A 15082-nucleotide genomic window follows, 5' to 3' on the forward strand; every position below is an offset into this window, starting at 1 on the left:
GTTTTTTTGGAATCCCTGGGCTCGCCAATACCGTAACATCGTCATTGTTCCAGCCGTCCTTTTCTAGTAAGATAGGGGGAAATCTTACGGGAGGGATGCGGCAGTGATTCAATATCCGCGAATGGAAAAAGGGGCTGTCGTCGGTGTGACGGCTCCCTCCTCGGGCATAGAGCCCGGTCTGCACGACATGTTCCGCACGGCCGTCAGCCGTATGGAGGAGAGGGGCTATCACATACGCGTCGGGGAGACGGTCTGGACGCAGCACAAGGCCAAGTCGGCCCCGGCCAAGGTCCGTGCCGAGGAGCTGAACGAGATGCTCGGGGATCGCCAAATTGGTGCGATCATTCCTCCGTGGGGCGGGGAACTCCTCATCGAAATGTTGGACCGGGTGGACTTTGACCGCATGCCGCCGAAATGGATTCTCGGCTATTCGGACCTCAGCGTCCTTCTTCTGGCCATTACCTTGAAGACGGGAATCGCCACTGCTCACGGGCTCAATTTCGTCGACCTGCGGGGGACGTATTCGGATCATACCTCGGCCATGTGGGAGGCCGTGCTGACGGCCAAGCCGGGCGATCGGATTGCTCAGCAGGCATCGGCCAAATACCAGAAGGAGTGGCGTCATGACGATCCGAGCCCGTGCGTCTTCCATCTGACGGAGCCGACGGTGTGGAAGACGGTTTCGGGCGGACCGGAGTCGCTGCAGGGCCGGCTGCTCGGGGGATGCGTTGACGTTATCCGCCATTTGATCGGCACGCCTTACGGGGATGTGGCAGCATTCCGGGAGCGCCATATTCCGGGCGAACCTCTCCTCTGGTATTTGGAGAACTGCGAGCTGAACACAGCCGATCTGCGCAGGTCTCTTGTTCAGATGAAGTATGCCGGCTGGTTCGAAGGCTGCGCCGGGCTGATGTTCGGCCGGAGCGCGGCCAACCGTCCCATGGAAGGATACACGGTGGAGGATGTATACCAGGAGCTGTCGGAAGAACTGGGCGTACCGGTCATTTACGATATCGACTGCGGTCACGTGCCGCCGCAAATGACGCTGGTGAATGGCGCTTATGCCGAAGTGAAGGCGGTTGGCGGCGGCGGAACGCTGGTCCAGTATTTTAAATAAGCCCGCCGGCTGTAGATCGATTTCAGTCCCGGGACGTATGGATTATCGGGTGAACTTTTCATATAGTTAAATTATGCAGGGTCGGGACGCAGCCGTTCCGATCCATTTGGTTTTGGTGGCCTTTGTTGATATACATAAGCTCTATGGCTCGAAACGGATTATTTTTTCTGGAGGTGGATCATGGAGCCTTTGCTGCCTGTGCTCGATGTGCATATCGAGGAAGCGGGATATGAAGAAGGACAGCCGCGCATTTGGGACGTTTCTTTTCAAGTGGCGCCTGGCGAGCTGCTGGGCGTCATCGGTCCGAACGGTGCTGGAAAAAGCACGACGCTGAAGACGCTGCTCGGTCTGCTAAAATACTCCAAGGCGTCCGTAACGATCGGAGGGGAGAGCGGGCGGTACGCCTACATCCCCGAGCAGCCGGTATTTTATGACGATTTGACGCTCTGGGAGCATCTCGATTTGGCTGCGGCCGCTTACGAATTGGAATACGAGGCTTTTGTCCGCCATGCGGAGGAGCTGCTGGCCCAGTTCGGCATGGGCGGGGTGAAGCATCAGCTCCCGGCCGGTTTTTCCAAAGGGATGAAGCAGAAAATGATGCTCATGCTCGGATTTCTGGCGGAACCCGATATTTATATCGTGGACGAGCCCTTCATCGGCCTGGATCCGCGGGCGACCAAGGATTTTCTGCGCCTTCTGGAAGAGGAGCGGGGCAGGGGCGCCGGCGTGCTGATGTCTACCCATGTGCTGGATACGGCCGAGCGGATCTGCGATGCGTTTGTGATGATCTCCGGCGGGCGAATGGTGGCCAAAGGGGATTTGACGGATATCCGCAGGACGGCCGGGCTGCCGGACGCCTCGCTGTTCGACTGCTTTGATGCCCTGACCTGAGACCGGATGCTTCGACGAGCCCAGTCTTCGGTAGGAACGAAGGGACCGGATGTTTCTTCGCAGATTGGCTGACATCCATGGAAAGGAGATGAACATGGCGGACTCAAGCAATACCGGTTATGCCTACCCAACCCCCGGGCGATTGTTCTGGACCCGGCTCCGGACCCACTGGAAGGAAACCATCGCCGTCATCCGGTCGGTGGCGGACTGGACGGTGCTCCTGTATATGCTGATTCCGGGCGCGCTGCTGGGGGGAAGGCTGTATTACGGTTTATGGAAGGAGCCGCTCCCGCAGTGGAGCAGCCATATGATATTCGGCGTTATTCCTGTATTTCTGTTATTGTGGCTGTCAGCGGGAAAAATGTTCCTTATGGTTCGGGAGGCCGACGTTCTCTTCATTCATCAGCGCGTGCGGTGGCTGCGCGGGCTGATGCTGAGGGGAGGCATTTACAGCATGATCGCCACAGCCCTGAAGGCGGGAGCGGGCTTTCTGCTGGTGCTTCCCTTTATGGTCCGCAGATATGGGATCAGCCTTGATGCTGCCTGGTGTTGGCTGCTCTTCACGGTGATGGCCGGCGGCCTGATGGTCTGGCTGAAGCATTTCGCACGGATCCGGGCTCACGGCTGGCGGAGATGGCTGCTGTATCTGCCCATGGTCGTGCTTCCGGCCGCGGCATACGTCATATTGTCAGTATGGTGGATAGACAGCCCGTCCCGGCTGGCTGCCGCTTCCGCCCTGCTGGCGGTGATCAACGTGCTGCTGCTCCTGGTGCGGATGAGAACTCGCGGCACATTTATGAACGATATCCAGGAAGAGCTGGTTCAGCGGACCAAACTGACCGGACTCGTGCTGAGCAGCGCCATGGACAAACCGCGGAAAATTCGCAGCAGACCATGGATTTTCCGGCGGTCCCAGCGTCTGCTCCGATCGACAACGCCGGTCCATCGCCTGGCCGGGGCATGCGTGAAGGCATATGTACGCCAGACGAAGCAGCTTACAGGATATGCGCAGGTCATGTCGCTCAGCGCGGCCATCCTGTTGACGCTGCCCCCCGGGGTGAAGATTCTGGTCTACGCCGCGCTTCATTTGCTGCTGGCTTACTGGCTGTATTTGAATGCAGCGGCCTTTATGAAGGAAGGCTTTGTTACGATGCTGCCCTGGGCGGACGAGGTGAAGCTGGGCGCCATGAAGAAGGCTGTGCGGATGCTGCTTGCGCCGTATGCGCTCGTGACGTCAGGGCTGCTGCTGTTCTCGATGCTGCCGGTCTGGATAGCTGCGGTTATGCTGATTCCGCTGGCGCTCGCAGCTGTTTGGATCACGGTAACCCTTCTTCAGTTGCTGATGCTGCGAAAGATATGATCAACAGCTCTGCTCCAAATATATACGTTCTTAATCTAAAAAAACGCCGGATCTTAGATCCAGGCGTTTTTTGGTAGGAAGACATAACGTCACATCATTGCATCACAATCGTACGAATCGCGCAGGAGCTAAGATTCCAATATTTCGAGCGCCTGCCGGACGGTTTCCTCCACGATGTCTGCGGCGCTCTGGCCCGCTTTCAGCATTCTTGTCGCCTGACCGGCCCACAGCGACATGTAACCGGCTTGATTCTGCCGGGCGGCCGCGTTACGAATATCCCGGGTCGCCGTGTTCTGCGTCGGGAACGGAAGCGGCTCTACGCCGCTCTGGTTCCACTCCCGGACGAAGGCGTTGGCGATGCCCCGGGCGGGCCGGCCCGAGAAGGCCTTGGTCAGCACCGTGCTCTCTTCGGTGCTGGCAAGCAGCGCCGCCTGATAGGCGGGATGCGCACCGGATTCGGCCGCCGTCAGGAAGCGGGTGCCCATTTGGACCGCCTGCGCTCCCAGAACCATGGCGGCGACCATGCCGCGCCCGTCCATGATGCCGCCGGCGGCGATGACCGGGATGGACACCCGGTCGGTAATCTGCGGCACGAGGGCAAAGGTGCCGATGTTCGCCCCCATTGGGTGAGCATCGACGTTGAACGTGCCGCGGTGGCCGCCGGCCTCGCTTCCCTGGGCGACAACCGCATCGCAGCCGGCGTGCTCGGCTTCCAGCGCCTCCTCCACGGTGGTCGCCATGGCGACCACCTTCATGCCGGCCGTCTTGGCCAGCTCCATATGCCGCGGGGACAGCACGCCAAAAGCGGTGCTGATCACGGGAACGCCGGCTTCAAGCACTTCGGCGAACTGCCGCTCCAAGTGATCCGGCGTTTGGACCGCCTGGGGCGGGGCGGGCGGCAATCCCAGATCGTCCCGGATGGAGTCGAGAACACGCTGGACCTCGGCGGTCCGGCGATTGTCGTCTTCCATCGGGACGGTGAACAGATTGACCGCAAACGGGGCGCTTGTCCGCCCGCGGATGTCCGCGATCGCTGCGCGGATCGCCGCAGGCTCCATGTAGGCCGCTCCCAGAGTACCGAGACCGCCGGCATTCGATACGGCGGCCACGAGTTCAGGCGTCGTGGGACCGCCGGCCATGCCCGCCTGAAAAATAGGGTAACGAATGCCGAATTGCCGGCAAAAATCATTGTTCAGCTCCATCCTCATACCGATCACCTCGAAATTGGATTATTAATGGTAACCCGCTGCGTGCATGCCGGCGGTATAGCCGGTCGAGAAGGCGGCCGTAATGTTGTAGCCGCCGGTGTATCCGTGAATGTCGAGTACTTCGCCACAGAAAAACAGCCCCGGCATCAGCTTCGATTCCATCGTCTTCGGATTGATCTCCTTCAGGTTGACGCCTCCGCCGGTGACAAACGCCTCCTCGATCGATTTGGTGCCGACCGCGCGGAAACGGAACTGCTTCAGGCAGGCGACAAAATCCCCCCACTGCTGCTTGGGCAGATGGGCGTAGGTCGCGTCCCCGTCCAGCTGGGATTTATCGAACAGCAGCGGAAGCAGCCGATCGGGGACCTGGCCCTTGAGCACGTTACGGATCGCCTTTTTCGGCTCGGACGCGAGTTTGTCCCTAAGCAGCTTGTCGAGTGACGAAACGTCCAGATCCGGGAACAAGTCGATGGCCATTTCGACGTCGGGCGTATGAAATTTATTTTTGACCTGCCGCAGAAATTGGCTGCATCGCAGGGCGATCGGACCGGATACGCCGAAATGGGTAAAGATCATATCCCCGCGGTGCCCGATCACTTTTTTACCTTTGGGATTCCACACGGAGAGCTCCACGTCCCGCAGGGAGAGTCCCTGAAGCTCCTTGGACTGGATCCACTTTTCATGGGAAACGATAGGGACTTCGGTAGGGTACAGCTCGGTAATCGTGTGGCCGGCGGCCTCTGCCCAAGGGTAACCGTCACCGGTGGATCCAGTATGGGGCACGGATTTGCCGCCGGTGGCGACAATGACGCTGGGGGCTCTGTAAATATGGCCGGACTTCAGACGAACGCCTGCCGTTCTTCCATCCTCATAGAGCACCTCCTCAATCGGGCTGTCCGTTTTGATCTCCACGCCGAGCCTCTTCACCTCCTGAATGAGAGCGCCCACGACGCTGGCGGCCTTGTCGGATACCGGAAACATCCGCCCGTTGTCCTCTTCCTTCAGGGCAATGCCGAGCCCTTCAAAAAAGCTCATAATATCCCGGTTGTTAAAATGCTGGAACGCGCTGTACAAAAAGCGGCCGTTGCCCGGGATATGGGCGATCAGGTCATCGGTTTCTTTAGCATTGGTTACGTTGCAGCGGCCTCCTCCGGAAATGCCGAGCTTGCGGCCAAGTTTATTTCCTTTGTCCAAAAGCAGGACAGATGCCCCATGCCGGGCGGCCGAGACACATGCCATTAGACCCGCGGATCCGCCTCCGGCAACAATTACGTCATATCGGTTCACTTGTTAAACTCCTTTATTTTTACGTCAGTCTATTTTCCTGTTTCGTGTGTCCTTTTTTAGGATATATCAGGATATATTGTAATATCGTGTTGGCTGTGATTTAATCAAAAGGAAATCGTCTTTCATCATAAAACAGCGGTACATCTTCCTATTCCTTGTAGTCCGTTAAACCTGTAATGAATCGCTTTCACTCGAACGGCAAGAAGAACCAGCTGCAATCACTAAAGATTCGTATTGGGAACTACACATACCTGCCCTGGCGGGGAGGAGGGATTGGCGATTATTTACGCACTGAAAAACATTATAACACAGGTACTTATGGCCGGTTCCTTCGCTTTTCTCTTCCCAATGGGACTGGACAAATATGTCCGGGTTTTTAGGCGTAGAAAGCGAATGGAAGCCATGGATTTTGATCTTGTCATTATTTTGTCCAGCGCTCTGACGATTTTGCTCTGCTCGATGTTTTCCACCTCCATTTTTAACTACATTCCATTAAACCTGGGCATTCTGCCGCTGTTTATCGGGATGCTGTATGGAGGATATAAGACAGGCCTGCCTCTGGCGGGGCTGTGCCTTCTGTGCGACTTCATATTTAATCCCAATTGGACGGTACTCGGTTTGTTTCTGCATACCGGATTACCGCTCTACCCTCTTCTAATCTGGATGTCCCCAAAGTTCCGGAAAGGGCCGCTCACGGAGAAGATCAACAAGCTGTGGCTGTGCCTTATGCCTGCGATGCTATTGATCACGGCCGCCCCGATTATCGAATCTCCCAACCTGAATTTAACCGATGCAGGGCTGGTGCTGATCGTTCTCTTCTATATATTAACCAGTATGTTCACCGGGGGTACTCTGGTGTATATGATTGAATTTGCTCTGGAGAAGCTGCGGCTGAAGGAGCAGGTTATGGGCATCTCCGAGAAATATCTCAGGGAAGAGGAGAAGCTGCAGCAGGTCATCGATGCTACGCCCATTTCAATGGTTTCGGTCGATCATGCCGGCAATATTACAAGCATCAACGACACGATGATGAACCTGGTCAAGACGAAGGACCCCGACCTTACTAAGCAGGACGTGCTCGGCTACCCTGTCACGATGTTTGTGGATATCATGGGTCAAGACTACATCAACTACCGGATCGTTCAGGCGCTTCAGGGCAAGAAACTGGGCAATGAACTGATCCGCATCGGAACGCATAACTACTACATAAGCACATCACCATTAACGAATACACATACAGGTGCCATTATCGGAGCGGTCCTCGCTTTTCAGGACGTGACCGAGCTGGCGAGGCTGCGAAGCGAGCTGGAGAATGTGGAAAGACTCAGCCTTGTCGGTCAGATGGCGGCCAGCATCACCCATGAAATACGCAATCCCATGGCCGTCGTCCGGGGCTTCCTGCAGCTGATGAAGGAGAAGAGCCCGGAAGCGCTCGACCATTACTACCGGATCGTCATGGAGGAACTGGACCGGGCGAACGGTATTATCAACGACTTTTTATCCCTTGCCCAGAACCGTATCGCCGAGAAAGAACAATGGCATCTGCATACGATCATCAGCGATTTAAGCCCGCTGTTGTGGGCGGATGCGAATCTGCGCGGACAGACGATCGAGCTGATCCTGGACGAGAAGGTCCCGGAGCTGAGCCTGAACGCCAAGGAAATCAAGCAGCTGGTGCTGAACCTGTCGCGCAACGGCATGGAAGCCATGGAGGAAAAAGGGCAGCTGACGATCGAGACGAGGCTGAACGACTCCTTTGTGGAGCTGATCATCAAAGATACGGGAATGGGGATCGCCAAGAGCAGGCAGGAGCGGCTGTTTGAGCCGTTTTTTACGACCAAAGCCAAAGGTACCGGGCTCGGTCTTGCCCTCTGTCTCAGCATCGTGGAGCGCCATCACGGCAAAATATCGGTAGAATCGGAGGAGGGAAAGGGGACGGCTTTCACCATTCAGTTCCCCGTTACGGATTCGTGGGCGGGAATGATCTGACAGCCCGCAAGGCCGCTGCTTCTCTTGATTTCGACCCTTATGGATGTATAATAGGAGTATTAACAGCGGATGTTGTTATGAGCTTGTCCATTGATATTTTGTATCCAAGGAGTGATAGGGAATGGCCATGTCTTTTGACAGATATATGAAGGATATGATTCAACCGATGCGTGACGAACTGACGCGCCTCGGCATTAAGGAACTTAGAACCGCGGAAGAAGTGGAGACTCACCTTCCGGACGCGCCAGGCACCACGCTGGTTGTCGTTAATTCGGTGTGCGGCTGTGCCGCCGGCCAATGCCGTCCCGGCGTAGCTCAGGCTTTGCAGCATGACATCGTGCCTGACAATCTGTTTACGGTATTTGCCGGACAGGATAAAGAAGCGACCGCGAAAGCACGCGAGTATTTCGCTCCGTATCCGCCGTCTTCTCCATCCATCGCCCTGATGAAGGACGGGGAGCTTGTTCATTTCATTGAGCGTCACCAAATTGAAGACCGTTCGGCCCAAGAAATTGCCGACGATCTGATCGAAGCTTTTGACCGGGTGTGCCGTTAATCGGCGCACCTCGTACATAATGCCCCGGGTAATCGGACATCCGATACGTACGGGGCTTTTGTGTTTGAAATCACACCGTATTTAATCGACTATTCTGTTCAAGAGAGGTGCTTATCGTGAGTTTGCAGGAAGAAATTATTGCGGCCCTTGGCGTGAAGCCGGCAATCGATGTGGAGAGCGAAGTCCGGAAAAGGGTGGATTTCCTGAAATCCTATGTGAAGAGCGCGGGGGCGAAGGGACTGCTCATCGCCATCAGCGGGGGGATCGACAGCGCCGTGGCGACCGGCCTGTGCAAACGGGCGACCGACGAGCTCAGCGAGGAGGAAGGTAAGGAATATATGACGCTGGGCGTGTTCCAGCCCTATGCGGTTCAGGAGGATATCGATCACAGCTACGCGGTGGCGGAAGCTTTTAACCTGAAATATAAGGCCGAGACCAATATCGAGGATGCCGTCGGCGAAATTGCCTTGGAAGCGGAGCATGGGCTCAAGCAAATTGGCATCCACCGCCACCTGACCCCGCAGGGCAAAGGGAACATCAAGGCGAGAACACGCATGGTGATGCAGTATGCGCTGGCATTTGACCTGAACCTGCTCGTCGTGGGAACGGACCATGCTTCCGAAGCCATTACCGGCTTTTACACGAAGTGGGGCGACGGCGCGGTGGACATTACGCCGCTCAGCACGCTCAACAAGCGTCAGGTCCGCCAGCTGGCCGGCTACCTTGGTGTGCCGCAGGCGATTCTGGATAAGGCGCCTACCGCCGGTTTGTGGGAAGGCCAGACGGACGAAGGCGAGCTCGGCATTACTTATGACGAGAACAGCGACTATCTGGAAGGCAAGGAAGTGAGCCCGCAGGCGAAGGAGCGCCTGGAGAGCTACTATAAGCGTACCGCACATAAGCGCAATTCGATTCCGGGCATCTAAGCTGACTCCGGGGAATCAAGGGCAGGCCGCAAACAGCGGCCTGCTTTTTTTTGACCTCATATCGGGCGTAGCTATGCCGTTCTCCATCCGTTTGGTTGCGAAAAGTGCTGAATTGTTGAAGAATGAACCATTTTCGGGGCGGAACAGGCTCCCTACAATAATAAGAGAACGGCTCTCCGATTCATCCGGTCATTTGATCACGCGTTCCATGGCGGGTTCACTTAAGGCAGGTGGGGCTTCTTCTTTGGTGAAAAGAACGCTACTCGCATGCATCCGTTTCCAGTATAATGATGATGCTTTTAGACATGTTCTGACAAAGATGCACGTCTTGCTGATCCATGACTTTAAAAATATGCGTAAGGTGTGAACTGCCGTGCCCAGAAATACATTATTCCGTAAAATGGTGCTATTGCTCGTCATGATGCTTGTTCCGATCGTGGGCCTTTACTTCTATTCCAACCGTACGAGCACGGAAGTGCTGGGGACGGAGCTCAGCCAATCGAGCGCCAACCAGCTGAACTTTTTCCAGACGCAGGTCAACACGAACATCGAGCGCTTTTCCTTGTGGCCGACCCTGCTGATCCAGGATCCCGATATTTTCGGATTTAAGGACGTTTTTTTGAACAGTGAGTATTTCAATCTCGACATGATTAACCTGGTGAAACGGATCCAGACGAAGCTGAACATTCAGGAAAGCTCGTCAGACTGGAAAACGAAGCTCTACATTTTTTCCCCGTCGCTGGGGCGGATGGTGTCGGACAACGACGTGGAATCGTACGATAACGACGATTTGAAGAAGCGGATGAGGCCCGGCTGGCAGGTGAAAAAGATGGGGGTAGGAGACGGGGCGTACTATTCGTTCTCCTTGTTCACGGCGTATCCGTATTCTTCCTTCAGCCATCCCGAAGACGCCAATCTGATCATCGAGCTGCAGTTTGACAGCAGCAATATCCAGAACATGCTGGACAAGTTCAAAAGCGACGGGCGGCGCGACCCGATCTACTACAGGCCGGACATGGGCGTAATCTATAACCGGTCGGCGGACCGGCCGCTGACAGACTCCATCCTGCGGCAGCTTCGGCAGGAGCCGCTGAAGAAGGCGGAGAACCGGAGGCTCGAGCTGGACGGCGAGACCTATCTGGTCAACATCGCCGCTTCGGACACCACCGGCTGGTACCTGATCGACTACGTGCCGCTGAAGGAAATCGTTGCGCCGATCGAGCAGTCGAACCGGCTGTTTTATGTTTCCGTCGGCTTGACGCTGCTGCTCAGCTGTCTGGCGGCTTATATGCTGTATGCCCAGGTCCAGGTTCCGGTGAAGCGGCTCGTTTTGGCGTTCAAGAAGCTGCAGCACGAGGACTATTCCGTCCGGCTGGAGGCCAAGGGCAACAATGAGTTCGGCTTCGTGTTCCAGCGCTTCAACTCGATGGTCGGGCAGATTCAGGAGCTGTTCGAGAACGTGTATATGGAGCGGATCCACGTCAGGGAAGCGCGGCTGAAGCAGCTGCAATCGCAGATCAATCCGCATTTTTTCTACAACTGCTTTTCCTTCATTTCCAGCATGGCGAAGCTCGGGAACATGAAGGCCGTGGTGGCGATGGCCCATAACCTATCGAACTATTACCGTTACACGACACGGCAGGAGAGGGATGTCGTCCCGCTGCAGGAAGAGCTGGACTTTGTCCGCAGCTATTTGGAGATTCAGAAGATGCGCAAGCCTCAGCTCGAATTTGCTGTTGATATCCCTGAGGTGATGCGCAAATGGGAAGTACCGCTGCTGGTCGTCCAGCCGCTGGTTGAGAATGCGGTGCTGCATGGAATCGAGCCGAAGTCCGGCGCAGGCAGCGTGCGGATCGCCGGTGAAGTCGGACCCGGTGAAATGCGGATCATCGTCGAAGACGGCGGCCGCGGCATGACGGAAGAGCAGATGGAGGGGCTGCGCCGTTCCCTGACCCTGCCGATGAGCCAGGATATGGGCTGCGGGCTGTGGAACGTGCGGCAGCGCATGCTGATCCATTACGGCGACACCGCCGGGCTCCGCTTCGCAAAGTCCGGTCTGGGCGGCGTCCGGGTAGAGCTCCACTGGCCCATTGAGCATACCAATATACGAACGGGCAGCAGGTAAGGGGGAACATAGAATGATTGAAATTTTACTGGTGGATGACGAATCCTATGTCACCGAAAGCATTAAAGCCACGATCCCGTGGGACGACCTGGGCATTGCCAAGGTTTATCAAGCCGACTCGGCCGAGGCGGCTCTGGCCGTTCTGTCCGAGCAGTCCATCGATATCGTCGTATCGGATATTCGAATGCCGGAAACCGACGGCCTGCAGCTGATTGAGCGGATTCAGCAGGACTGGCCGCATATCCGCTGCATGGTGCTGACCGGATATTCGGACTTTCAATATGCGAAGAAGGCACTGCAGCTGCAGGCTTTTGATTATATTTTAAAGCCCGTGAACGACGAGGAGTTCATTCTCAGCTTGTCGAATGCGATCGAATCTTTGAAGGACGAGTGGGAGGCGGCGGAAAAGGTGCATCAGTTAATGTACGCCATCAAATCGGATTCCGGCGTGCTGAAAGCGAGCCTGATGCACGATCTGGTGCTGGGCCGGACCTGGTCGCACCGGACCGTGGCGGACAAGCTGGCCCAGTACGAAATTCCGCTGCAGGTCGGCGAACCCGCTGTGCTGCTGCTCGTCCAGCTCGGACGGCAGTTTGCCCATTACGACCACCATTCGATGGCGCTGATAGAGTACGCGGTGGGCAACATCGCAGAGGAGACGCTTGCGGAGGCATTTCATGTGTGGGGCTGCAAGGCGCCCCATGACTGTCTGGTGCTGGCGGCCGCGTTGAAAACCTCTTACCGGGAGGGCATTGAGCTGCTGCCGGATTTTGAGAAGCGCCGCAAAGCGAAGCTTCACGGGCTTGCGGAAAACTTCCGCACGCAGGTGAGCAGTTACTTGAAGGGAGATATCACGCTGGTCATCACGGACTGGTTTCCGTTCCCGGACGGCATCGCCCAGGCTTACCGGGCCGGTCTCGGCTCCTTTATGATGTCCGGCGGCGGCGATTCCGGGGGCATCCTGTACCTCGATGACGTACGGTCGCAGCCTGTCAGCCCGGTCCAATCGATGGAATCGCTGTATAAGCCACCGACGCTGATTCACCTGCTGGAATCCAAGCAGTGGGATGCCGCGCGGAACAAGCTTGACGAAGTTTTTGCCGATTTGGAAGGGACGAGCTACTCCCGTGAGCATCTGTACGAGGTATATTTGCTGATGACGAATGCGTTCATGTATATGGTGCACAAGCAGGGCCAGTTTGCCTATCAAATCGACCAGTCGGGCTTTGACCTGGTCCATGACCAGGGAATGATTCTGTCGCTGGACAAGCTGCGAAGCTGGGCCTTGCGGATGCTGGACAAGCTCCGGACGGAGCTGTCAGCCAGCGATCAATATACGCGCAGCTACATTATCCACCAAGTGCAGGAGCTCGTCTCCCGCGATTTGGGGCAGGACACGTCAGTGAAGACGATTGCCGACAAAGTCTTTTTGCATCCGGTCTATTTGTCCAAAATCTATAAAGCCGAAACCGGCGAGAGCCTGGGCGATTATATTATCCGGATGCGGATGGAACGTGCGCTCTATCTGCTGAAGAAGACGAACAAAAAAATATACGAGATTACCGCCGAGCTCGGATACCAAAACCCGCAGTACTTCAGCAAAATGTTCAAGAAGCATTACGGGCTGAATCCAAACGAATTCCGGGACCAGTAACAGGTTGCAAAAGGTGCAGAAATGTTCGGAGAATGACATAGGACGCCGATTGGGGCACCTCTATAATGAAACATGTAGAAGGAATATAGATTTAAGGGGGAGCGACATGAAGGCATATACGAAAAAGGCATTGACGCTTGCATGCAGCCTGGTGCTGGTCAGCGCGCTGTTCACCGGATGCTCGGGGTCCAAAGGAGGAACTTCTGCGGATTCGGCCCAGAACCCGCCGGCTGCAGCCGAAAATGAAAACGCTTATAAAGACAAATACGACCCGCCGGTGACGATCAGCACGGTGTGGGGCGTCGATCCGGAGCTGAAGTTCAAGAACGGAGAGTCGATCGAAAATAACGTGGCTACCAAGTGGGCCAAGGACACGCTGGGCATCGAGATCAAATCGCTGTGGTCGGTGACCGACACGAACGGGGCATTTGCAACCAAGCTCCGGCTGGCGATGTCTTCCGGCCAGGAAATGCCGGATGTGGTCACCGTCGGCGATGCGCAGCTGGCGCAGGACCTGATCGATTCGGGCATGTTCCAGGATGCGGGCGCGCTGTTTGACAAGTATGCCAACGACACGTGGAAGCAGGCGATCGATCAGGACAAGAACGTATGGAACCCCTATATCCGCGATGGCAAAAGAATGGGCATCCCGGTGCTCGATTACGCCTACAACCACGATTATTTGCTGTGGATTCGCCAAGATTGGCTCGACAAGCTGGGACTTGCCGCGCCGAAAACGATCGATGAGCTGGAGAAGGTCATGGACGCCTTCAAAAACAACAATCCGGACGGTCTGAAGCCGGACGAGGTCATCCCGCTGAGCATCGGATTCAAGACCACGATGAATACCTGGATGGGTGATCCGTCCTGGATCTTCGGCGCCTACGGCACCATCCCGCAGCAGTGGAACAAAGGCGCGGACGGGAAACTGGAGTACGGCTCGATCAACTCGGGTATGAAGCCGGGGCTGCAAAAGCTGAACGAATGGTTCACCAAAGGCTATATTCCGAAGGAAGCGGCGCTCTGGGATGAGAACAAGACGTCCGAACCGGCCGTCGCCGGCAAAGCCGGAATCATCCCTGGACCTTACTGGATGAGCGGATGGCCGCTGAGTGACACAGTGAAGAACGTGAAGACGGCGGTCTGGAAGCCGATTGCCCTGCCGGCTGGGCCGGACGGGAAAGCCGGGCGCCACGGCACCCTGTTCACGAACGGCGTGACGCTGATCAACAAGGACATGAAGCATCCCGAAGCGTTCTTTACCTACCAGAACTACATGTTCGACAATTTGGCCAATTCCCAGCCGGGAGGCGTGTTCGACAACGGCCTCTTCAAGGGATACGATTACGATCTGGACGCCAGCGGCAAACCGCTCCGGTATGAGGACATCCCCGGCGGATTCGTGAACAGCCTGCGCTACCTGCTGGTGCGCGACGGGGCCCGGATTCCGGACGCGCAGATGAAGGCGCTGCTGAACCTGGCGGACGGCAAGGAAGCGACAACCCGCCTGGAAAAAGAAGTGAAGCTCAACTACGGTCTGGATACGCCGGCAGCGGCCAAGGTATTGATGTCCCAGAAGGACATCGCTTATCCGAACCTGTACACCGGCCCAACCACGGCAACTATGAAATCCAAGCTGGACTATTTGAATAAAATCGAAAATCAGACCTTTAACGAAATTATCTACGGCAAGCAAGGCGTGGATGCGTTTGATAAATTCGTAGAGACCTGGAAGTCTTCGGGCGGCGACCAAATGACAAACGAAGTGAATGATTGGTATTCCAAGCTGGGGCAATAACCGGCGCACAGAAGGGAAGCGGCATGCTGAGGCATGCCGCTTTTTTTGCTTCCGTCTGCGAAGCCTATTGGCGAACCTCGCGAATTTTGACTTTGGGAGAGAACGCTTAAGAGAACACCCATTCGCATGGTTACGTGTTATAGAATGCCAAAATACAACATATGATTAAAC

General features: G+C 56.0%; 11 protein-coding genes. 9 read left to right on the forward strand and 2 right to left on the reverse strand.

Going from position 1 to position 15082, the window contains the following annotated elements; genetic code table 11:
* Window positions 1–103 precede the first annotated feature (103 nt).
* From KI379_RS23895 to KI379_RS23905, 3 genes are all read left to right on the forward strand, one after another.
* On the forward strand, window positions 104–1117 hold the full coding sequence (locus tag KI379_RS23895) for a S66 family peptidase (RefSeq protein ID WP_212985091.1): 1014 nt from the start codon (window positions 104–106) through the stop codon (window positions 1115–1117).
* 180 nt (window positions 1118–1297) lie between these two features.
* Window positions 1298–2008, forward strand: coding sequence for an ABC transporter ATP-binding protein (locus tag KI379_RS23900; RefSeq protein WP_212985092.1), 711 nt, complete (start codon window positions 1298–1300; stop codon window positions 2006–2008).
* Window positions 2009–2102: 94 nt separating this feature from the next.
* Window positions 2103–3368 carry an ABC transporter permease gene (locus KI379_RS23905; RefSeq protein ID WP_212985093.1) on the forward strand — a complete coding sequence of 422 codons (1266 nt, stop codon included), beginning with the start codon at window positions 2103–2105 and terminating at the stop codon, window positions 3366–3368.
* Window positions 3369–3496: 128 nt separating this feature from the next.
* On the opposite strand, the gene KI379_RS23910 is transcribed toward KI379_RS23905, so the two are convergent.
* Together KI379_RS23910 and KI379_RS23915 are read right to left on the reverse strand one after the other, a co-directional pair.
* Window positions 3497–4576 (reverse strand): NAD(P)H-dependent flavin oxidoreductase, encoded by a 1080-nt coding sequence (locus KI379_RS23910; RefSeq protein ID WP_212985167.1) that lies wholly within the window; start codon window positions 4574–4576, stop codon window positions 3497–3499.
* Between the two features lie 24 nt (window positions 4577–4600).
* Window positions 4601–5863 carry an NAD(P)/FAD-dependent oxidoreductase gene (locus KI379_RS23915; protein WP_212985094.1) on the reverse strand — a complete coding sequence of 421 codons (1263 nt, stop codon included), beginning with the start codon at window positions 5861–5863 and terminating at the stop codon, window positions 4601–4603.
* 393 nt (window positions 5864–6256) lie between these two features.
* On the opposite strand from KI379_RS23915, the gene KI379_RS23920 reads away from it, so the two are divergent.
* From KI379_RS23920 to KI379_RS23945, 6 genes are all read left to right on the forward strand, one after another.
* Window positions 6257–7852, forward strand: coding sequence for an ATP-binding protein (locus KI379_RS23920; protein ID WP_244169441.1), 1596 nt, complete (start codon window positions 6257–6259; stop codon window positions 7850–7852).
* A 121-nt stretch (window positions 7853–7973) separates the two neighbouring features.
* Window positions 7974–8408, forward strand: coding sequence for a BrxA/BrxB family bacilliredoxin (locus KI379_RS23925; protein WP_076175886.1), 435 nt, complete (start codon window positions 7974–7976; stop codon window positions 8406–8408).
* A gap of 116 nt (window positions 8409–8524) precedes the next feature.
* Window positions 8525–9334, forward strand: a complete 810-nt coding sequence (gene nadE, locus KI379_RS23930; RefSeq protein ID WP_212985095.1) for an ammonia-dependent NAD(+) synthetase — start codon at window positions 8525–8527, stop codon at window positions 9332–9334.
* A gap of 373 nt (window positions 9335–9707) precedes the next feature.
* Window positions 9708–11459, forward strand: coding sequence for a sensor histidine kinase (locus KI379_RS23935; protein WP_212985096.1), 1752 nt, complete (start codon window positions 9708–9710; stop codon window positions 11457–11459).
* A gap of 13 nt (window positions 11460–11472) precedes the next feature.
* Entirely contained in the window at window positions 11473–13113 is a 1641-nt protein-coding gene (locus KI379_RS23940; RefSeq protein ID WP_212985097.1) for a response regulator, read from the forward strand.
* 106 nt (window positions 13114–13219) lie between these two features.
* Window positions 13220–14911: an extracellular solute-binding protein gene (locus KI379_RS23945; protein WP_212985098.1), complete on the forward strand. Its 1692-nt coding sequence runs from the start codon at window positions 13220–13222 to the stop codon at window positions 14909–14911.
* Window positions 14912–15082: the final 171 nt, after the last annotated feature.

The sequence above is a fragment of the Paenibacillus cineris genome, assembly GCF_018333335.1.
In the GTDB taxonomy this organism is placed as follows: Bacteria; Bacillota; Bacilli; order Paenibacillales; family Paenibacillaceae; genus Paenibacillus_AQ; species Paenibacillus_AQ favisporus.